Below are 20,776 nucleotides of genomic sequence, written 5' to 3' on the forward strand. Positions count from 1 at the left end.
GTTCCGATTATCAACTTCTGACCACCAGAGGCACGAGCCCCTCATGCGCATCCGCGAGGAACGCTCCGACGCGATCTCCCACGCGTTGAAACGTCAGATCCACCGCCACATCTCCTACCGAGAGATGACGAACGACGAGGTTGTCGATACCGATCGGCAAGCGCGGCTGGGTCACGTGAATTTCGTTCGTCCGACCGTCGATCTGAAGGCCGAGGCAGGCCTGCATGAGCATGAAGGCGGAGCCCGCGGACCAGGCCTGCGGCAGGCAAGCCACCGGATAGGCAATCGGCGCTTCGCCGGCCGCGCGCGTGAACCCGCAGAACAGTTCGGGCAGCCGCATGTTGAAATGAACCGCGGATTCGAAGGTCCCGCTCATCAACCGCACCACGCTGTCGCGAATGCCGTAGCGCGCCAGCCCGGCTGCGCAGATGGCGGTGTCGTGCGGCCAGATGGACCCGTTATGATACGACATCGGATTGAAGAAGATCGCGTCGTCCGCCAGGGTTCTCAGGCCCCATCCTGAATGAAACGAGGCCGACAGCAACTGGTCGGCGACGATGCGTGCGCGATCCGGATTGGGAAGGCCGACATACAGCAGGTGACCGGCATTGGACGTACGCACCTTGCAGGGCTGGCCATCGCCATCGATCGCCAGTGCATAGTAGCCAAGGTCCTCGACCCAGAAACGGCGTTCGACGTGTTGGCGAATGGCATCGGCGCGCACTTCCCAATTTTCCGCCCGCTCCTCTTCGCCGCGCAGGCGTGCAAGCTTTGCCAGTCCCTGGAAGGCTGCAAAGACGTAACCCTGTACCTCGACCAGCGCGATCGGTCCTTTCGGAATGCGGCCATCGGCATGGAACACGGAATCGAAACTGTCCTTCCATCCTTGGTTGGCTAGGCCGGATTCCGCGGCACGCTGGTAGGTAAGGAAGCCTGTCGAACGGCTCGCCGCCTCGATCCACTCGGCGGCGGCGCACAGCGATGGCCACAGGCTATCGATGAAAGCCGTATCTCCCGTGCGGTCCGCATACGCGCAGGCGAGATGGATGTAGAGTGGCGTCGTGTCGACACCGCCATAATAGCGGCCGAACGGCAACTCGCTCAGCGCCGCCATCTCGCCCTTGCGGGTCTCGTGCATGATCTTGCCGGGTTCGGAATCGCTGAAGGGTGAGGTTTCGGTTGCCTGGTGTTGGGCGAGAAACGCAAGAACACCACGCGCCAGGCCGGGATTGAGCCAAAGCATCTGCAGGGCCGAGATCACGCCGTCCCGTCCGAAGGCGGTGGAGAACCACGGGATGCCGGCATAAGGGTAAGGCCCGGTCGCCAGTTCCGTCGTTAGCAACGCCACATCGGCGCGGGCCCGTTCCATCCAATCGTTGAAAACGCGGCCCGAACTGTGCAGCGTCGCCCCATGCCGGCGCTTGGCGCGCATGCCAAAACGGGCGCGGGCGGCGGCCGCGCGAAACCGTCCGCTTTCGGGCCGGTCTGACCTCTCGCCACCCCCCACTTCGACATAAAGCGTCTGGCTGCTGCGCTTGGTGATCGCGATGAAGAAATCCGCCCGCTCGGAAGTCAATTGATCGGGCGTCTGCGAAAATGATATCGCCGATGTCCGCACCACCCTGTCCAGGCCTTCGTAGCGGAGCACGACCGAACTCTGGTCGATCTCGGCCGTGTGCGCGGTGCCGCGCTTGGAACGGGTCGAACCCCGGACTTCGAACATGTCGCGAAAATCGACGCCAAAGCGTAGCGACACCAGGACAGTCGAATGCTCCCGGCTGTAGTTGGAGAGCGTGATGCGTTCATATAGCCTTTCCTCCCACAGAAGCCTGACGCGCTCGATATGGATCGCGCCCTGCGGAATCTGGCGGCCCGCGGCGGTCTCGATCGGCAGATTGGTCAGGTTGCTGGTGAACAGGACGTTGTCCTGGCTGAGCGATGCGCCAAGCAACGACAGCGACCGCCCGCCAACGGTCAGGCGGAATTCGGAGAGCACGCGCGTGTCGTCGCGGAAGAAGCCGTCGCCAGCGCCGCGTATGTCGCCATAGGCATCGGCGACGGCGAAGCAATCGCCATGCTTGAGGGCGTAAAGCCGATGCGGCTCCCTCGGCGCGGTTTCGTCCAGGGAAGCCAGCGCTATGGCCGGATCGAGCTTGCGCTCGTCGAGTTGGGTGGTAGTCAAGAAGCTTGTCCCGTGCTGATTTCTGGACGGGTGAAGGTTTACGAGGCTCTGCTCTGCTCGAGGCCGTGGCTCAGCCGCGAGTAAGCCGCGACGTAGTCCCTGGCCATTCTGTCAGCCGAAAACCGCGTTTCGAAGACCGTTCGTATTCGCCGCCTGTCGAGTTGCAGGAGAGCCGGCATCGAGGCGACGGCATCTTCGATGGTTTCGACGATAAAGCCGGTGGCCCCGTGATCGATGATCTCGGGCATGGCGCCGCAACTCCAGGCCATGACCGGGGTTCCGCAGGCCATCGCCTCGATCACCGCAAGCCCGAAGGGTTCGGGCCAATCGATGGGAAACAGCAAAGCGGCCGCATTGCCCAGAAACCTGCTCTTCTGATCCTCGCCGATCTCGCCGACATACTCGACGCGGTCGCCATCGATCATGGGCTGCACGACTTCCTCGAAATAGGCGCGGTCGTCATTGCCGACCTTGGCGGCGAGCTTGAGTTTCAGGCCGCTGCGGCGGGCAATCTCGATCGCCCGGTCCGGCCGCTTGTCACGCGACATCCTGCCGAGAAAGGCAAGATAGGTACCGTCCGACCCTGCCTCGAAATCGGGTTCATAAAGGTCAAGCGGCAGCCCATGATGGATTGTCGCTAGCCAATTCGCGGATGCGAACCGTGCCTGCTGGCTGCGGGATATGGAAATCATGGGGAACCGCGGAAACCGGCCATAGGCTTGCGCGAGGTCGGCGTAGTCCAGCCTGCCATGCGGGGTCGTCACCGTGCGTTGCGGCATATCGCGGAAAAACGGGAAATGCAGGAAATGGCTGAGATGGAAATGAACCACGTCAAAGTCGTCGGCCCGCTTCCTCACTTCGTCGAGCATCGACAGATGCGCCGCGATCTCGGACTTCAGCGGACGGGGATCGAGGCGAAGCGCCCTTTCCCGGCATGGAACCAGTTTGGCGGACGTCTTCGTATCGCCGCTGGCGAACAATGTCACGTCGTGGCCGAGGTCCACGAGAGCTTCGGTAATGTATGAGATTATGCGCTCGGTACCCCCGTAGAGTCTTGGCGGCACCGATTCGTAAAGTGGTGCGACATGGGCAATCTTCATGTCCCGGCGTCCCTCAATGAGCAGGTCATGGAAGCAAAATGCATCAGGGCCGGGATCGTTCCTGAATCATTGAAGATGCGTCGAATGATCGTTCCCTGTTTGATTCGACCAGCCGCCCTATCTCCTGTTGATGCGGCCGACCTTGCACTTACGGCGGCCGAAGGAGACCCAGATGCAGGAACCCAGGGATATCGCAGCCCGGCGTCTGAGCATGATCATTGAACAATATGTCGAGGCCAGAAAACGGCGCTTTGGCTTTGTGTCGACAGACCAGGCTGCACGAGTGATCCGCAGAACCCTGAAACCCGATTCCTCGGAGCCGGTACTTTCCGATCACGACCTTGACGACATGGTCGCCGCCCTCGCCGTGAAGAACGGCCTGGCCGTCATCTTCGACCGTGGCGTGCGGGCGGACGGCACCGAGGCCGACCTGAACAGAAAGGAACCGACCATGCGAGCACCAACGGAGACCCCGGATGTTGCCGGCGCGGTGGATGCCATCCTGGGCGGTCACACCACCCAGCTTTCGATGAGCGCGGTGATCTCGCTGCTGCGCGAACGGACCGGCACCAAGCGATCCGATGCGGATCTGGAAGGGCTGATTGCCAAGAAAGCCGCCGTTTTGGGCGTGCATTTGTCGCAGGGCGTCTGAGCGTTCGCTGCGCCGGGAAGATCAAAGCGCTGGCACGGGATTCACGCTGGCATGTGATTTGACGATGGTGAGCGCGTCGGGGTTCGAACCCGAGACCTACTGATTAAAAGTCAGTTGCTCTACCGGCTGAGCTACGCGCTCCCGCGGGCTCGAAAAGGCCGCCCTCGAAATTGCGCGGAACATAGGGAGAGTGCCGCGACCGGTCAACCCGGAAAAGAGCGTCCCAAGTCAGGCGTTTTGAGCACGCCCGCCATGGCTGACCGGCCGCTTTTAGGGGCCCCGCACCTCCGGGCCGCCGGGAGCGCTTCTTGATGCGACGCCGGCACATCCGAGAAATATTACGAATCAGTAACTTGGCGACCGACAAGGAACCATCGCCTGGATCGCTCGTTACCCCGCCACAAGGGACATCAATCACCCCTTTTCGAAGGAGAACACCATGAACAGGATCGTAACGGGCATGCTGGCGACCACGCTATCGCTCTCGTTTGCCGCGGCGGCCGCCGTGCCGGCTAGCGCGGCCCAGATATTCGTGCCGCAGGCGTCGACGCCTTCGTCAGACATCGTGAACGTCGCAGAGTCTCGCTATCCGCTGTGGCGCCATGGCAATCGTCATGTCAATCGCGGTGGCAACCCTATTTTCGCGCAACAATACGATGGCGGCAGCTACTGGAACGGTCATCGCGGTTATCGTGAATATCACCGCGGCTACCGCCGTCACGGCGACTACTGGTTCCCGCTGGCTGCCTTCGCGACCGGCGCACTGATCACCGGCGCGATCGTCAATAGCGAGAACAACCGTGTCTACGAAGGCAACGCGCATGTTCAGTGGTGCTACGACCACTACAGGAGCTATCGGGCCTCGGACAACACATTCCAGCCCTATAATGGCCCGCGTCAGGAGTGCCGTTCGCCATACTAAGGTACCAGTCGCCTGAAGTCTGAGCGGGAGGCCCGCGTTACGGCGCGGGCCTTTCTCATGCGCTCAAGGTTCTGCGCACGGCATCGCGCCAGCCTGCCAGCCTGGCGGATCGCGTCGAATTCTCCATATTCGGCTCGAACCGCCGCTCAAGTGCCCAGCTTTTCGCGAACTCTCCCATCTTGGGCCACACGCCCGCCTTCGAACCGGCGAGCCAGGCAGCGCCCAGCGCGGTCGTCTCCAGGATCGTCGGACGATCGACCGGCGCGTCGAGTATGTCGGCCAGGCGCTGCATGGTCCAGTCCGACGCCACCATGCCGCCATCGACCCTGAGCACCGTCTTTGCCTTGGTGCCCTTCCAATCCTTGTGCATGGCGTCGAGCAGGTCGCGGGTCTGGTAGGCGACCGATTCCAAAGCGGCGCGGGCGAACTCCGCCGGGCCGGAATTGCGGGTCAGGCCGAAAATCGCGCCCCTAGCCTCCGCATCCCAGTGCGGCGCGCCCAAGCCGACAAATGCCGGCACCAGATAGACGTTCTGCGTCGGATCGGCCTCGGCAGCCAGCTTGCCGCTCTGCTCGGCTTTGCCGATCACCTTGATGCCGTCCCGCAGCCATTGCACCGCGGCACCCGCAATAAAAATCGAGCCTTCCAGCGCATAGGTGGTCTTGCCGTTCAAGCGATAGGCGATGGTGGTCAACAGCCGATTCCTGGAGCGCACCAGATCGCCGCCGGTGTTGAGCAGCGCGAAGCAGCCGGTTCCATAGGTGGACTTCATCATACCCGGCTCGAAACAGGCCTGGCCGATGGTCGCGGCATGCTGGTCGCCGGCAACGCCGAGGATTCTAATCTCGGCCCCAAACAGGTTTTTCTCTGTGATTCCATAGTGATCGGCGCAATCCTTGACCTCCGGCAGCATCGCTACGGGAATGCGCAAGATGGAAAGCAGTTCGTCATCCCAGGCATTCTTCTCGATGTTGTAGACCAGCGTGCGCGAGGCGTTGGTGGCGTCGGTAGCGTGCACCTTGCCGCCGGTCAGACGCCAGATCAGAAAACTGTCGATGGTGCCCGCCAGCAATTCGCCCTTCTCGGCGCGCTTCCTGGCGCCTTTTACCTTGTCCAGCATCCAGGCGATCTTGGTGCCGGAGAAATAGGGATCGAGCAGAAGGCCTGTTTTCTTGGTGAATGTCTTCTCCAGCCCCTGCTTCCTGAGTTTCTTGCAAAGCGGCGCGGTGCGCCTGTCCTGCCAGACGATGGCATTGTGGATCGGCTTGCCCGTCGCCTTGTCCCAGATGACGATGGTCTCGCGCTGGTTGGTGATGCCGATCGCCGCCACGTCGGAAGCCTCGCGGCCAGCTTTCTTCAGGGCCGCCTTCGCTGTCGCCACGACGCTGGCCCAGATCTCCTCGGGATCGTGTTCGACCCAGCCGGAGGCTGGATAGTGCTGGGTGAATTCCTTCTGTCCGCTGCCGGCGACCTTCATCTCGCCGTTGAACAGTATGGTCCTGGTCGAAGTCGTTCCCTGGTCGATGGCCAGGATAAAGCCGGTCATTCCCAAATCCTCCGTCTTTCATGCAACAGGGGAGACGGCAAGATGCCGCCTCCCCCGATCCATGCGATGCGGGCGCGCGCGCCAGCACCAGATTACTTCTGCCAGCTCTTCACCAGTTCGTCGTAATTGATGGTGATCGGCTTTTCCTTCTCGTTGTCGAGCTTCAACTGCGGCGCGAGGTTGCCTTTCTTGACCGCATCGGCGTTCCAGTAGGCAAGGTCATGCTCTTCGGCCATCTTCGGACCGATATCGCCCTGGACGCCCGATTTCTCGATACGCTCCAGAACCTTCTCCTGATCGGCGCATAGGCCATTCATGGCCTCCTGCGGCGACTTGGCGCCCGACGAGGCGTCACCGATGTTCTGCCACCAGAGCTGTGCCAGCTTCGGATAATCGGGAACGTTGGTACCGGTCGGCGTCCACTGCACGCGCGCCGGCGAACGGTAGAACTCGATCAGGCCGCCAAGCTTGGGCGCGCGTTCGGTGAAGCTCTTGTCGTGGATCGTGGAGTCGCGGATGAAGGTCAGGCCGACATGGCTCTTCTTCACATCCACGGTCTTGGAGATCACGAACTGCGCGTAGAGCCAGGCGGCCTTGGCGCGGTCGGTCGGCGTCGACTTCATCAGCGTCCACGAGCCGACGTCCTGGTAGCCCAGCTTCATGCCGTCCTTCCAGTAGGAGCCGTGCGGCGACGGCGCCATGCGCCACTTCGGCGTGCCGTCGTCGTTCATGACAGGCAGGCCTGGCTTGACCATGTCGGCGGTGAAGGCGGTATACCAGAAGATCTGCTGCGCCACATTGCCTTGCGACGGAACCGGGCCTGATTCAGAGAAGGTCATGCCTTGCGCTTCCGGCGGCGCATAGGCCTTCAACCAGTCGAGGTATTTCTGGATCGCATAGACCGACGCCGGGCCGTTGGTATCGCCGCCGCGCGCCACGCATGAGCCCACCGGACGAGAGTTCTCGTCCACCTTGATGCCCCATTCGTCAACCGGCAGGCCGTTCGGCAGGCCCTTGTCGCCATTGCCGGCCATCGAGAGCCAGGCGTCCGTAAACCGCCAGCCAAGCGACGGGTCCTTCTTGCCGTAGTCCATGTGGCCATAGACCTTCTTGCCGCCGACGTCGCGGCCGGTGAAGAATTCGGCGATGTCCTCGTAAGCCGACCAGTTGACGGGCACGCCGAGGTCGTAGCCGTATTTCGCCTTGAAGTCGGCCTTGTTCTTCTCGTCGTTGAACCAGTCGTAACGAAACCAGTAGAGGTTTGCGAACTGCTGGTCGGGAAGCTGATAGAGCTTCTTGTCCGGCGCCGTGGTGAACTTGGTGCCGATGAAGTCGTCGACATCGAGCATCGGATCGGTGACGTCCTTGCCCTCGCCCGCCATCCAGTCGGTCAGGTTTCGCACCTGCTGGTAGCGCCAGTGGGTACCGATCAGGTCCGAATCGTTGACCCAGCCATCATAGATGTTCTGGCCGGTCTGCATCTGGGTCTGGATCTTCTCGACGACGTCGCCTTCCTGGATGACGTCGTGCGTGACCTTGATCCCGGTGATTGCGGTGAAGGCAGGCGCCAGCACCTGCGATTCATACTGGTGCGTGGTCAAGGTTTCCGAGACGACCTTGATGTCCATGCCGGCAAACGGTTTGGCCGCATCGATGAACCACTGCATTTCCTTTTCCTGGTCGGCGCGCGAAAGCGTCGACAGATCGCCTATCTCCTTGTCGAGAAAGGCCTTTGCTTCATCCATTCCGGCATAGGCATTGCCGACGCCGAGCAACAGGACAAGGGCAGTCGTTGACGTTAGAAATTGCCGTCGCATTGTGTCTCCTCCGAGTTTTTTAAAAAGGTTTCAAGTGCGATCTGGAGCGTCCGCCGACACGCGGCCGCTCCATCAGTATCCCCCTCTATACGTAGCGGAACACGCCAACGGCGTAGACCACGGAGAGAGCGAGAGCCCACCACAGGCTGGGCCCAACCAGACCCAGCCAAGCGAGATGGATGAAGGCGCTGCCAAGCAGCGAAACGAAGAGACGGTCGCCGCGCGTCGTCTCGAAGCGCAGCACGCCGATACGCGGATTGCCGCCGGGCGAGGCGTATTCCCAGACACCCATGCCAACCAGAAGCAGCGCGATGACGGTGAAGAACGCAGCCGTCGGCCAGGTCCACGCCATCCAGGAAAAATCGAGGTTCATGTCACACCCTCCCCAGCGCGAAGCCCTTGGCGATATAGTTTCGCACGAACCAGATCACGAGCGCGCCGGGGATCAGCGTCAAAACACCCGCCGCGGCCAGCAGCCCCCAGTCCATGCCCGAGGCCGAGACCGTGCGTGTCATGGTCGCGGCGATCGGCTTGGCGTCGGTCGTGGTCAGCGTGCGGGCGATCAGCAGCTCGACCCACGAAAACATGAAGCAGAAGAAGCAGGCGACGCCGATACCGCTGGCGATCAGAGGCATGAAGATCTTGATGAAGAACCGCGGGAACGAATAGCCATCGATATAGGCTGTTTCGTCGATCTCCTTCGGCACGCCCGACATGAAGCCTTCCAGGATCCACACCGCCAGCGGCACGTTGAACAGACAGTGTGCAAGCGCCACCGCTATATGCGTATCGATGAGGCCGAAGGCCGAATAGAGCTGGAAGAACGGCAGCGCGAACACGGCCGGCGGCGCCATACGGTTGGTCAGCAGCCAGAAGAAGAGATGCTTGTCGCCGAGGAAACGATAGCGCGAGAAAGCGTAAGCCGCCGGCAGAGCCACCGACACCGAGATCACCATGTTCATGACGACATAGGTGATCGAGTTGATGTAGCCGGAATACCAGGCCTTCTGCGTGAAGATGGTCACGTAGTTGGCAATCGTCGGTGCGTGCGGATAAAGCGTCAGCGAGTTGACGATCTCGGCATTGGTCTTGAAGCTCATATTGATGAGCCAGTAGATCGGCAGCAGGAGAACGATGATGTAGAGCGTTGGCACGATCCACCACCAGCGCGATTCCTCGCCGCGCCGGCGCATCCGCCTGTCGAGTTCGCTCTGCGACAGCGAACTAGCGAGCCCTTCGGCGGCGGCGGTCCCGTTCATTGCATTGCGTTCGGTGCGTTCGTTGGCGCCAGCCATGTCAGCGCTCCGCGTCGTAGTTGGTCATCACGGTGTAGAACACCCACGACAACAACAGGATGATGAGGAAGTAGACCAGCGACATGGCCGCCGCCGGGCCAAGGTCGAATTGGCCCAGCGCCGTCTTGACGAGGTCGATCGACAGGAATGTCGTCGAATTGCCCGGACCGCCGCCGGTGACGACGAAGGGTTCTGTGTAGATCATGAAGCTGTCCATGAAGCGCAGCAGCACGGCGATCAAAAGCACGCGCTGCATCTTCGGCAACTGGATGAAACGAAAGACTGCCCAGCGCGACGCACCGTCGATCTTGGCCGCCTGGTAGAAAGCGTCGGGAATCGAGACCAGGCCGGCATAGCAGAGCAGAACGACAAGGCTGGTCCAATGCCAGACATCCATGATGACGATCGTCACCCAGGCATCGAACGGATCCTGCACGTAGTTGTAGTCGATGCCGATCGCGTTGAGGTAGTAGCCCATCAGACCGATGTCGCTGCGTCCAAACACCTGCCAGATGGTGCCGACGACGTTCCACGGTATCAGCAGCGGCAGCGACATCAGCACCAGGCAGACCGGAACGCCCCAGCCCTTTTTCGGCATGTTGAGCGCGATGAAGATGCCGAGCGGCACCTCGATCGCCAGGATGATGAAGGAAAAGAGCAGGTTGCGAACCATCGCTTCCCAGAAGCGGCTGGATGAAAGCAGTTCCTCGAACCACTCTGTCCCTGCCCAGAAGAAGACGTTGTTGCCGAACGTGTCCTGCACCGAATAATTGACGACGGTCATCAGCGGGATGACGGCGGTAAACGCCACCAGCACCAGCACTGGCAGCACCAGGAACCAGGCCTTGTTGTTCCAGGTCTTGTCCATTCTATGCCCCCATCTCGACACGCCAGGAATCGGCATAGATATTGATGCCGGCCGGGTCGAACCGCACTTTCGGTTCGGCTGGAACGGTCTCGTCCTCGCCGATCACGGCCGCGATCTCGCGGCCCTCCAGCTTGGCGCGCACCACCTTGTGGCGGCCGACATCCTCGACCTTGGTGATTGAAACGGCCATTCCATCGCGGCCGAGCCGTACATATTCCGGACGGATGCCAAGCTCGACGGCCCCGATGCCGGCCTTCGGTACGCCCGGCAGTTCGATCCGCTGCGAGCCGAGCGTCGCGGTCCTGCCTTCGATTGCCACCGGCACGACATTCATGCCTGGCGAGCCGATGAAATAGCCGACGAAGGTGTGACGCGGCCGCTCGAACAGTTCCGCCGGCGTGCCGATCTGGACGATGCCGCCGTCATACATGACCACGACCTGGTCGGCGAAGGTCAGCGCTTCGGTCTGGTCATGCGTAACATAGACCATCGTGTAGCCGAAGCGACGGTGAAGCTGCTTCAATTGCGAGCGCAGCACCCATTTCATGTGCGGGTCGATGACGGTCAGCGGCTCATCGAACAGGATGGCGTTGACGTCGGAGCGCACCAGGCCACGGCCAAGCGAGATCTTCTGCTTTTGGTCGGCTGTCAGCCCCCTCGCCTTCTTCTTCGCCCAGGAGGCGAGATCGATCATTTCCAGCGTCTCGCGCACCCTGCGGTCGACATCGGCTTCCGGCACGCCGCGGTTGCGCAGTGGGAAGGCCAGATTGTCGTAGACGGTCATGGTGTCGTAGATGACCGGGAACTGGAACACCTGCGCGATGTTGCGCTCCTGCGTCGACAGGTTGGTCACGTCCTTGCCGTTGAACAGCAACTGGCCGTGCGAGGGATGAAGCAGGCCAGAGATGATGTTGAGCAGCGTGGTCTTGCCGCAGCCGGACGGCCCGAGCAGCGCATAGGCGCCGCCATCCTCGAAGGCGTGGTGCACTTCGCGCAGCGCGAAATCGTCGTCTTTCTGCGGGTGCGGCAGGTAGGAATGCCTGACATGGTTGACGTCGATGCGTGCCATATCGCCCCCCTAGGCCGCCAGCTTCGGTGCGGTCACGGCCCGGCCGTGCTCGTCGAAGACCATGATGTGACGCGGGTCGATGAACACCTCGACAACCGCGTCTGTCTCGAAATCCCTGATGCCGTGGGTCAGCATCACCCAGCGCGCGTCGGCAAAATCGAGATGGATGAAGCTCTCGGACCCGGTGATTTCGGTGATGGTGACCTTTGCCCGCACCGGCACCGCGGAGGCATTGGGGCGGTCAAGCGAAAGATGGTGCGGCTGAAAGCCGATCGTATAGTTCGTATCGGCGATGCCGGCGAGTTCAGCGGGCACCGGCAGCTTGACGCCGCCCTCGAGCAGAAAATCCTTACCCTTCTTGGCCAGCACGATGGTGTTGAGCGGCGGATCGGCGAAGGTCCTGGCCGTCACCAAGTCGACCGGTTTGCGGAATACGTCGATGGTCGGCCCGAACTGGGTGATGCGGCCCTGTGACAGCGTGGCCGTGTTGCCGCCCAGCAGCAGCGCCTCATGCGGCTCGGTGGTGGCATAGACGAAGATGGTGCCGGCGGCGGCGAAGATCCTTGGCAGTTCGGCTCGCAATTCCTCGCGCAGCTTGTAGTCGAGATTGGCAAGCGGCTCGTCGAGCAGCACCAGGCTGGCATTCTTGACGATGGCACGCGCCAGCGCCGTACGCTGCTGCTGGCCGCCCGACAGGCTGAGCGGCGTGCGCTCGAGATAGGGCGTCAGCTTGAGGAGAGCCGCCGCTTCGCGCACCTGGCTGTCGATCTTGCCCTGCTCGACGCCGGCCACCCTGAGCGGCGAGGCGATGTTCTCATACACGGTCATCGCCGGATAGTTGATGAACTGCTGGTAGACCATGGCGATCTTGCGCTTCTGCACCGGCGTGCCGGTGACATTCTGGCCGTCGAACCAGACCGTGCCGGAAGTCGGCACATCGAGGCCGGCCATCAGCCGCATCAGGCTGGTCTTACCGGAAAGCGTTGGCCCGAGCAAAACGTTGAGCGATCCGTGCTGAAGCGTCAGCGACACGTCGCGGATGTGCTCGACCGCACCGACCGTCTTGGTGACGTTCCTCAGTTCCAGCATGACGCCTCCTCCCAGGCTTTCCGCATCAGCTCAAAACCCTCTTCATTCGGCGGCCGCGACATGCCGCCGGCTTATGCCGCGCATGAATTCATCGAGTGCAGCGACCTGCTCGCGGCCAAGATGCAGGCCGCGCTTGGTCCGCCGCCACAGCACATCGTCCGCCGTAACGGCCCATTCGTTTTCAACGAGATAGCGTATCTCGGCCTCGTAAAGGTCACCACCGAAGTTGCGGCCGAGTTCGGCATTCGACTTGGCGAGGCCGAGCAAAACCGGAGCGCGCGTTCCGTAAAGCCTGGTCAGTCGGCGGGCGAGGCGCGCATCGAGGAACGGATAGGCCGCCTTCAGCTTCGTCACCTGCGCATCGAAACCGGTGGCCGGGAAATCGCCGCCCGGCAGCGGTGCGGCGGCCGTCCACGGCTTGCCGCGCTTGCCGAGAAAGCCCTCGATCTTCTCCAGCATCGATTCCGACAGCCGGCGATAGGTCGTGATCTTGCCGCCAAAGGCATTGATGATCGGCGCGGCCCCCTCGCCACCATCGGCTTTCAGCACATAGTCGCGCGTCGCTTCCTGCGCCTTGGAGGCGCCGTCATCATAGAGCGGACGCACGGCCGAATAGGTCCAGACGATGTCCGGGCGCTTGACGGGAACCGCGAAATACTCGCTGGCCGCGGCACAGAGATAGTCGATCTCCGCCTCGCTGATCCTCACATCATGTGGATCGCCGGGATAATCCTGGTCGGTGGTGCCGATCAGCGTGAACTCGTCCTCGTAGGGAATGGCGAAGATGATGCGGCCATCCCTGTTCTGGAAGAAATAGGCGCGCGGGTCGTCGAACTTCCTCGCGACGACGATGTGGCTGCCCTGCACCAGACGAACGTTGTGCACGTCATTGAGGCCGACAACCCCGGACAGCACGTGGTCGACCCAAGGACCCGCCGCATTGACCAGCAACCGTGCCTTGATCTCTTCCGTCTCGCCGGTTTGCAGGTCCTCGATCTTGATGGTCCAGATGCCGCCCTCGCGGCGCGCACCAACCACTTTCGTGCGAGTCCGGATCGTCGCGCCCCGGTCAGCCGCGTCACGTGCATTCAGCGCCACCAGCCGCGCGTCGTTGACCCAGCCATCCGAATACTCGAAGGCCTTTTTGAATAACGGCTTCAAAGGCTTGCCCGCCGGGTCGCGCGTCATGTCGAGCGTCCTGGTCGCCGGCAGCAATTTGCGCCCGCCAATATGGTCGTAAAGGAACAGGCCGAGCCGGATTAGCCAGGCAGGCCGCAGGCCCTTGGCATAGGGCAGCACGAAGCGCATCGGCCAGATGATGTGCGGCGCGTTCCGCCACAGGACCTCGCGCTCCATGAGCGCCTCGCGCACCAGGCGGAATTCGTAGAATTCTAGGTAGCGCAGCCCGCCATGGATCAGCTTGGTCGAGCCCGACGACGTCCCGCTGGCGAGATCGTTCATCTCGGCGAGAAAGACCGAAAAGCCGCGCCCAACGGCATCGCGGGCAATGCCGCAGCCATTGATGCCGCCACCTATGACGAAGATGTCCCGGACTGAAGATGTGTCCACCTAATTCCTCCACGATTTCGCATTGCACCATTTTTGGCCTTTTGCGAAACCGTAGCGGGATTATTTCGAACTCATAACGAATGTCAAACGAATTATCACGAGCCCGTGAGAAGGCCGTGAAATGCCTCAGCCAAGCGACGTCTCGATCAGCTGAACCTCGGCCTCCTGGCAGATCTTGCGCACCGATGCGATATCGCATCGATCGGTGATGAAAGTGTTCACCTGCGACAGGTGGCCGATGCGCACGGGCGCCGTACGCTCGAATTTGGTCCGGTCGGATACCAGGATGACGTGCCTTGCGTTGGCGATGATCGCTTGCGCTACCTTCACCTCGCGAAAATCGAAGTCGAGCAAGGCGCCATCGTGATCGATGGCCGACGCACCGATGACAGCATAGTCGACCTTGAACTGCTTGATGAAATCAACCGCCGCCTCGCCGACGACGCCGCCGTCGGAACCACGCACCACGCCGCCCGCAATCACCACCTCGATCGACGGATAGATGCGCATCCTGTTGGCGACATTGATGTTATTGGTGATGACCATCAGGCCGTTGTGACCGAGCAGCGCCTTGCTGACCGCCTCCGTCGTGGTGCCGATGTTGATGAACAGCGAGGCGTTGTCGGGGATCAGTCGGGCCGCCGCGCGGCCGATCGCTTCCTTCTCGTCCGCCGCGATCTTGCGCCTCGCCTCATACTCCATGTTCTCGATGCCGGACGGGAACAGAGCGCCGCCATGGATGCGCGAAAGCAGCCGCTGGTCGCACAAATCGTTGAGGTCCTTGCGTATGGTCTGCGGCGTCACATTGAAATGCGTGGCCAGATCATCGACCAGGACGCGGCCATGGTCCTTGGCCATCTGGATGATCTCGGCATGGCGCGGCGACAGATACATCAAGCGAGCTCCCGTTTTCGTTTTTCTTGCTTATAATCGAAAACGAAACTGATGAAAAGGTGCAAGCCGGCTAACGAAAATCCCGTAATGAAACTCGGCGCGACCTTGATCCAGCCTTTTCAGGCCGTGGCACGCGCAATTTCGGCAATGGTCGCGAAAGCTTGGTCGACGTCCTCTGCCGTCGTATCGAACTGGCCGACCTGGAAGCGGATCGCCACCCTCCCATCGACTTTCGTTTGCGTCAGATAGATGCGGCCATCGTCGTTGATAGCATTGACCAGCCGCAGATTGTGGTCGTCGGCATCGGCGCCCGGGGGCGTCCTGTGGCGGAACGAAAACAGCGACAGCATCGGCTCGCTGACGATCTCGAAATCCGACTCGCTTTCCAGACGCGCGGCAAGGCCTTCGCTCCAGGCGACATGGTTGCGGATCATGGTTCTCAGGCTTTCCAGTCCATGGGCGCGCAGCAGAAACCACAGCTTCAGCGCCCGGAAGCGCCGGCCGAGCGGCACCGACCATTCCGAGTAGTTGATAATGCCGTCATGGCCGTGCGTCTTGAGATAGTCGGGCTTGATGGCCAGTGTCCTGACATGGCTCGATGGATCGCGCAGGAACTGGATCGAACAGTCGAACTGCGCGCCCAGCCACTTATGCGGATTGAAGACGATCGAGTCCGCGCCTTCGACGCCGGACCAGAAATGCCGGTATTCCGGGCAGATCATCGCCGACCCGGCCCAGGCGGCATCGACATGCAGGTAGAGCCCGTGCCGTCTGGCAATCTCCGCAACCGCTGCGATATCGTCGGTGCCACCCGTGCTCGTTCCGCCGACACAGGCGACGATACCAGCCGGCAGCATGCCGGCTTGTCTATCGGCGGCGATTGCTTCCTCGAGAGCCACTGTGTCCATCGCGCGAAAACGGCCGGCGGTCGGAATGCGCACGAGATTTTCCTCGCCGATGCCTGACACCCAGATCGCCCGGTCGATCGAAGTGTGGACCTGGTCGGAAGAATAGACGCGCAACCGCCCCTGCCCGGCCAGGCCCTTTTTGTTGCCTTGCCAGTCGAGTGCCCGCTCGCGCATGGTCAGCACGGCGTTGAGTGTCGCCGACGAGGCCGAATCCTGGATGACGCCGGAGAACCCCTCCGGCAGGCCGAGCGCCTGGCGCATCCAGTCGACGGTCCGCGTTTCAAGCTCGGTCGCCGCCGGCGACGTCTGCCAAAGCATGCATTGCGCGGCCATCGTCGACACCAGGTATTCAGCCATCACCGAGACCGGCGCCGCGTTGGCCGGGAAATAGGCGAAGAAGCGCGGGTGCTGCCAATGTGTCATTCCCGGCACGATCTTGGCTTCGAAATCGGCGAAAATCCTGTCCATCGGTTCCGCGTCTTCGGGCGGCGATGCCTCTATATTCCGGAAGATGTCGCCCGGCTCGACCCGCGGCCGCACCGGACGCTCGCGCAGATTGTCGCGATAGTCGGCGCCCCAGTCGGCGGCGCGGTGCGACCATTGCCGGAAATCATCATTGTTCATTTTGTCCTCCCGACATGATCCTTCGCTGACAGTGGTTGCAGCCGGCGGTTCAGACCAGATTTTAAATAGCGCGTGAAATATTTGCGACCGCCGTCGAGCGACGAGATACGAGAACTAGCCAGGAAAATCCGGCAGGCTGGCAAACGCCGTCTTCAGCGCATTCGACCATCCATCGGAGATCGTGCGGTAATATTGGTCGTCCTGGCCGATCCGCTTTTTCAGGCCGACCTGAAAGGCGTCCTGTTCCAAGAAAAGCAGGTCGAGCGGCAAGCCGACCGACAGGTTCGACTTCAGCGTCGAATCGAACGACACCAGAAGGAGTTTCACGGTCTCGGCGAGGCTCATCGTCTTTTCGTAGGCGCGGATGATGATCGGCTTGCCGTATTTTGTCTCGCCGATCTGGAAGAACGGCGTGTCGTCGGTCGATTCGATGAAATTGCCTTCGGGATAGATCATGAACAGGCGCGGCGGGCTGCCCTTGATCTGCCCACCGAGGATGAAGGAGGCGTTGAAATAGGAATCGGCTTTTTCCCCGGCGGGCGACGCTTGCGCGATCACCTCTTTCACCGTGTCCCCGACCAGCCGTACCGTCTGGTACATGGATGGCGTTTCCAGCAGCTTCTCGTGGCGGTCGGTCACCGCCTTGATGCGCTCGTCGAGCAGGCTGACCACGGCCTGCGTCGTTGCCAGATTGCCGGCCGACATCAAGACGATGACGCGCTCGCCCGGCTGTTCCCAGACATGCATCTTCTTGAAGGTCGAGATCGAATCCATGCCGGCATTGGTGCGCGTGTCCGACATGAACACGAGCCCTCGATCGATCTTGAGGCCGACGCAATAGGTCATGGAATCTCTTCGGCAGCAATCCTGGGGGATTACTGCTCTACCGTAACGGTGACCGCAAGCAGTTCTTCCGCCTGTCCCAGCCGAATTCCCGATACCGGCGAAGCGTCACGGTAGTCGCGGCCGGTGGCCACCTTCACATAGCGTTCATCGGGAGAAATACCGTTGGCGGGATCGAAGGCGACCCAACCGAGGCCAGTGACATGAGCCTCGGCCCATGCGTGGCTTGCCGCCTGCTCCACCGCCGCATCCATCATCAGATAGCCGCTGACATAGCGGGCCGGAAACCCCATGGCGCGCGCGGCGGCGGCGAAGATGTGGCTATGATCCTGGCAAACCCCGGTTTTCAGTGCCAAGGCTTCCTCGGCCGATGTCGTCGCGCTGGTGGCACCGGGCGTGTAAGCAACGCGTTCGCCGATAGCGGCCATCAGCCGGTGCAGCCTTTCAAGGTCGCTGCCCTTGCCGACCGCCTCGGTAAGATCATGAATGCCGGCGCCCGTGGTGGTCAAAGCGGTTTCCTGCGCGAACAACCAGAGCGGAGCGAAGCCCTGGTGCGGCCCGCAAACGCCGGACGTATCGCGCGTCACCACCTCGCCCAACGCCTCGACTGTGATGAAGTCATGGTCCCCCTCGACGCTCAACAGCCTGTTATCGTTGCCGTAGTGGTCGGTAAATCGCACTTCCTCGCGCGCACCCTCGACCTTCAGCATCCAAGACAGCACGGTCTGCGTCGGCCCGCTCATGGGAAGCAGCCGCAGCCTCTGGAGCAGATACTGCACCGGTGCATCGTAGCGGTATTCGGTCCGGTGAGTGATTTTCAGCCGCATGGGCACTTTCCGTTCGCGTGCATGATCTGGTCCGAAGGCCGGTATCCACTTTTCGCTGACGCGGTCCTTCGGTCCGGGATCATGCTCAATAAAACCTGTAGTCTTGCGCGATCTCGTCGCCAAGCCTGGTGTTGTCGCGAATGAATCCGGCCAGGAACTCATGCAGGCCGGTGTCGAATATATCCTTGATCGACCCTGCCCTGAGCATCGCCTGCGTTCTTTCCGCCGTTGCGTGACACGCATGGCGCTCGCCATAGTCGTCGGAGAGAAACTTCAGGTGCTCAGCCAGGAAGCGATAGCAGAACGTCAGCGACCGCGGCATGCGCACGTTCAGGATCAGGTAGTCCGCGATATTGGTCGGCTTGTAGTCGGCGTCATAGACCCAGCGGTAGGAGCGATGCGCCGACACCGAGCGCAGGATCGATTCCCACTGATAATTGTCGAGCGTCGAGCCGACCCAGGAAATCGACGGCAGCAGCACGTAGTATTTCACGTCGAGGATGCGCGCGGTGTTGTCGGCGCGCTCGACATAGGTGCCGAGTTGCGAGAAATCGAAGATCTCGTTGCGCAGCATGGTGCCGTAGAACGAACCGCGGATCAGTGCCGTCTCGCGCTTGATCGCGTCGAGCACGTTGGGCAGGTCGCGCTCGTCGATCGGCCTCGCCAGCATCCGCTTCAGCGACATCCAGGCTTCGTTGATGCTTTCCCAGGTCTCGCGCGTCAGCGCGGTGCGCACCATGCGCGCATTGTTGCGGGCAGTCTCGATCGAAGACATCGTGCTCGACGGGTTCGAGGTGTCGCGCAAAAGGAAATCGGAGACGTTGGCCGCCGTATAGTCCGGGTATTTCTGCTTGAATGTGACGTCGGAGCCGGCGCTGAGCAACACCGAATTCCATTCCTCCGACGCGCTCTGAGTGCGGGTCAGCGCCATGCGCAGACCGGCATCGACTAGCCGCGCCATGTTTTCGGCCCGCTCGATATAGCGGTTCATCCAATAAAGTCCGTTCGCGGTACGGCCTAAAAGCATCAAAAACCTTTCAGGTGAAACTTAATCATCCAGCACCCAGGTGTCTTTTGTCCCGCCGCCTTGCGAGGAATTCACGACCAGTGAGCCTTCCTTGAGCGCGACGCGCGTGAGACCACCTGGGACGATCTGGATTCGATCGGAAACCAGCACATAAGGCCGCAAATCGACATGGCGCGGCGCCAGGCCCTTTTCGGTCAGGATCGGACAGGTCGAGAGCGCCAGCGTCGGCTGGGCAATATAATTCGAAGGCTTCGCCGACAGTTTTTTGGCAAAATCCTCGCACTCCTGCTTGGTCGCCGCCGGTCCGACCAGCATGCCGTAGCCACCTGAGCCATGCACCTCCTTGATCACCAGCTCGTGGATGTGCTCGAGCACATATTTCAGGCTGTCCGGCTCCGAACAGCGCCAGGTCGGGATATTGCCGAGGATCGCCTTGCGGCCAGTGTAGAATTCGACGATCTCGGGCATGTAGGAATAGATCGCCTTGTCGTCGGCAATGCCGGTTCCCGGCGCATTGGCGATGGTGATGTTGCCGGCGCGGTAGACATCCATGATGCCGGGTATGCCAAGGGCTGAATCAGGCCTGAAGGTCAGCGGGTCCAGGAAAGAATCATCCACGCGCCGGTAGAGGACGTCGATCTGCTTGTAGCCTTCGGTCGTGCGCATCGCGACATGGCCATCGACAACACGCAGATCCTGCCCCTCCACAAGCTGCACACCCATCTGGTCGGCAAGGAAGGCGTGTTCGAAATAGGCGGAATTGAAACTGCCCGGCGTCAGCACCGCGATGGTCGGCGCGCCCTTGGTCCCTTGCGGCCGCACTGCGGCCAGCGACTGGCGCAGCAGCTGCGGGTAGTTCTCCACCGGCCGCACCTTGATCTTCTGGAACAGTTCCGGAAACAGCTGCATCATCGTTTCGCGGTTCTCCAGCATGTAGGAGACGCCGGACGGTGTGCGTGCATTGTCTTCCAGCACGTAGAACTCGTCCTCGCTGATGCGAACGATATCGACACCGATGATGTGGGTGTAGACGCCGGCCGGTGGCCGCACGCCGATCATTTCCGGCAGGAAAGCTTCATTTTTGGCGATGAGGTCCCTTGGGACGCGGCCGGCGCGAAGGATTTCCTGGCGATGGTAGATGTCGTCGAGGAAGGCGTTGAGCGCCTGCACGCGCTGCTCGATGCCTTGCGTAAGGCGTCGCCACTCATTGCCTGAAATGATGCGGGGAACGATATCGAACGGGATCAACCGTTCGGAGGCTTCCTGTTCGCCGTAAACGGCGAAAGTGATGCCGGTCTTGCGGAAGACGCGTTCGGCGTCCTGCATTTTTTCGGTAAGCCTGGCTGGATCCTGTTCCTTCAGCCAGCGATCGTAAGCCGAATAGGGTCTTCTAAGTCCGGAGACCTCCGGAAGCATTTCATCGAACGCTGCCAATCGCATACTCCCCCTGTGACGCCATTTCACTGGCGTCTCAGGAGAAAATCAAGCGCAATCGGTGATTTGGGAGATCCGGACGATCAGTATGTTGCGGCTGCCTAAAATTG

General features: G+C 61.3%; 18 protein-coding genes and 1 tRNA gene. 2 read left to right on the plus strand and 17 right to left on the minus strand.

Annotation, left to right across the window (positions count from 1 at the left end; genetic code table 11):
* Nucleotides 1–10 precede the first annotated feature (10 nt).
* Both LB556_RS02145 and LB556_RS02150 read right to left on the minus strand, forming a co-directional pair.
* A complete protein-coding gene (locus LB556_RS02145) occupies nucleotides 11–2,182 on the minus strand; it encodes an amylo-alpha-1,6-glucosidase (RefSeq protein WP_224562763.1) in 2,172 nt (723 codons plus the stop codon).
* 38 nt (nucleotides 2,183–2,220) lie between these two features.
* On the minus strand, nucleotides 2,221–3,282 hold the full coding sequence (locus LB556_RS02150) for a glycosyltransferase family 4 protein (RefSeq protein WP_224562777.1): 1,062 nt from the start codon (nucleotides 3,280–3,282) through the stop codon (nucleotides 2,221–2,223).
* A gap of 172 nt (nucleotides 3,283–3,454) precedes the next feature.
* Here LB556_RS02150 and LB556_RS02155 point away from each other — a divergent pair, with 172 nt between their 5' ends.
* Nucleotides 3,455–3,934, plus strand: coding sequence for a hypothetical protein (locus LB556_RS02155; RefSeq protein ID WP_224562780.1), 480 nt, complete (start codon nucleotides 3,455–3,457; stop codon nucleotides 3,932–3,934).
* Between the two features lie 65 nt (nucleotides 3,935–3,999).
* Here the strand turns inward: LB556_RS02155 and LB556_RS02160 are convergent.
* Nucleotides 4,000–4,075: transfer RNA gene (locus LB556_RS02160), tRNA-Lys, on the minus strand.
* Nucleotides 4,076–4,373: 298 nt separating this feature from the next.
* On the opposite strand from LB556_RS02160, the gene LB556_RS02165 reads away from it, so the two are divergent.
* Nucleotides 4,374–4,856 carry a BA14K family protein gene (locus LB556_RS02165; RefSeq protein WP_224562783.1) on the plus strand — a complete coding sequence of 161 codons (483 nt, stop codon included), beginning with the start codon at nucleotides 4,374–4,376 and terminating at the stop codon, nucleotides 4,854–4,856.
* Nucleotides 4,857–4,911: 55 nt separating this feature from the next.
* On the opposite strand, the gene glpK is transcribed toward LB556_RS02165, so the two are convergent.
* The 14 genes from glpK to LB556_RS02235 form a co-directional block, all read right to left on the minus strand.
* Nucleotides 4,912–6,402 carry a glycerol kinase GlpK gene (gene glpK / locus LB556_RS02170; protein WP_224562797.1) on the minus strand — a complete coding sequence of 497 codons (1,491 nt, stop codon included), beginning with the start codon at nucleotides 6,400–6,402 and terminating at the stop codon, nucleotides 4,912–4,914.
* Between the two features lie 92 nt (nucleotides 6,403–6,494).
* Complete coding sequence (locus tag LB556_RS02175; RefSeq protein WP_224562800.1) at nucleotides 6,495–8,219, minus strand: ABC transporter substrate-binding protein; 1,725 nt, start codon at nucleotides 8,217–8,219, stop codon at nucleotides 6,495–6,497.
* Nucleotides 8,220–8,304: 85 nt separating this feature from the next.
* Nucleotides 8,305–8,592: a DUF2160 domain-containing protein gene (locus LB556_RS02180; RefSeq protein ID WP_224562803.1), complete on the minus strand. Its 288-nt coding sequence runs from the start codon at nucleotides 8,590–8,592 to the stop codon at nucleotides 8,305–8,307.
* A 1-nt stretch (nucleotide 8,593) separates the two neighbouring features.
* Complete coding sequence (locus tag LB556_RS02185; protein WP_224562806.1) at nucleotides 8,594–9,514, minus strand: carbohydrate ABC transporter permease; 921 nt, start codon at nucleotides 9,512–9,514, stop codon at nucleotides 8,594–8,596.
* A 1-nt stretch (nucleotide 9,515) separates the two neighbouring features.
* A complete protein-coding gene (locus LB556_RS02190; protein WP_224562809.1) occupies nucleotides 9,516–10,382 on the minus strand; it encodes a carbohydrate ABC transporter permease in 867 nt (288 codons plus the stop codon).
* Nucleotide 10,383: 1 nt separating this feature from the next.
* Entirely contained in the window at nucleotides 10,384–11,451 is a 1,068-nt protein-coding gene (locus LB556_RS02195) for an ABC transporter ATP-binding protein (RefSeq protein WP_224562812.1), read from the minus strand.
* A gap of 9 nt (nucleotides 11,452–11,460) precedes the next feature.
* Entirely contained in the window at nucleotides 11,461–12,540 is a 1,080-nt protein-coding gene (locus tag LB556_RS02200; RefSeq protein WP_224562815.1) for an ABC transporter ATP-binding protein, read from the minus strand.
* Nucleotides 12,541–12,582: 42 nt separating this feature from the next.
* Nucleotides 12,583–14,109 (minus strand): glycerol-3-phosphate dehydrogenase, encoded by a 1,527-nt coding sequence (gene glpD / locus LB556_RS02205; protein ID WP_224562818.1) that lies wholly within the window; start codon nucleotides 14,107–14,109, stop codon nucleotides 12,583–12,585.
* Nucleotides 14,110–14,235: 126 nt separating this feature from the next.
* Nucleotides 14,236–15,003 (minus strand): DeoR/GlpR family DNA-binding transcription regulator, encoded by a 768-nt coding sequence (locus LB556_RS02210; RefSeq protein WP_224562821.1) that lies wholly within the window; start codon nucleotides 15,001–15,003, stop codon nucleotides 14,236–14,238.
* 119 nt (nucleotides 15,004–15,122) lie between these two features.
* Entirely contained in the window at nucleotides 15,123–16,535 is a 1,413-nt protein-coding gene (locus LB556_RS02215) for a pyridoxal phosphate-dependent decarboxylase family protein (RefSeq protein ID WP_224562824.1), read from the minus strand.
* Nucleotides 16,536–16,649: 114 nt separating this feature from the next.
* Entirely contained in the window at nucleotides 16,650–17,381 is a 732-nt protein-coding gene (locus LB556_RS02220; RefSeq protein WP_224562827.1) for a peptidase, read from the minus strand.
* A 29-nt stretch (nucleotides 17,382–17,410) separates the two neighbouring features.
* Nucleotides 17,411–18,205: a transglutaminase domain-containing protein gene (locus tag LB556_RS02225; RefSeq protein WP_224562830.1), complete on the minus strand. Its 795-nt coding sequence runs from the start codon at nucleotides 18,203–18,205 to the stop codon at nucleotides 17,411–17,413.
* 85 nt (nucleotides 18,206–18,290) lie between these two features.
* On the minus strand, nucleotides 18,291–19,232 hold the full coding sequence (locus LB556_RS02230; RefSeq protein ID WP_224563847.1) for an alpha-E domain-containing protein: 942 nt from the start codon (nucleotides 19,230–19,232) through the stop codon (nucleotides 18,291–18,293).
* 21 nt (nucleotides 19,233–19,253) lie between these two features.
* Complete coding sequence (locus LB556_RS02235; RefSeq protein WP_224562833.1) at nucleotides 19,254–20,666, minus strand: circularly permuted type 2 ATP-grasp protein; 1,413 nt, start codon at nucleotides 20,664–20,666, stop codon at nucleotides 19,254–19,256.
* Nucleotides 20,667–20,776: the final 110 nt, after the last annotated feature.

The organism is Mesorhizobium sp. ES1-4, from assembly GCF_020164745.1.
Taxonomy (GTDB): Bacteria; Pseudomonadota; Alphaproteobacteria; order Rhizobiales; family Rhizobiaceae; genus Mesorhizobium.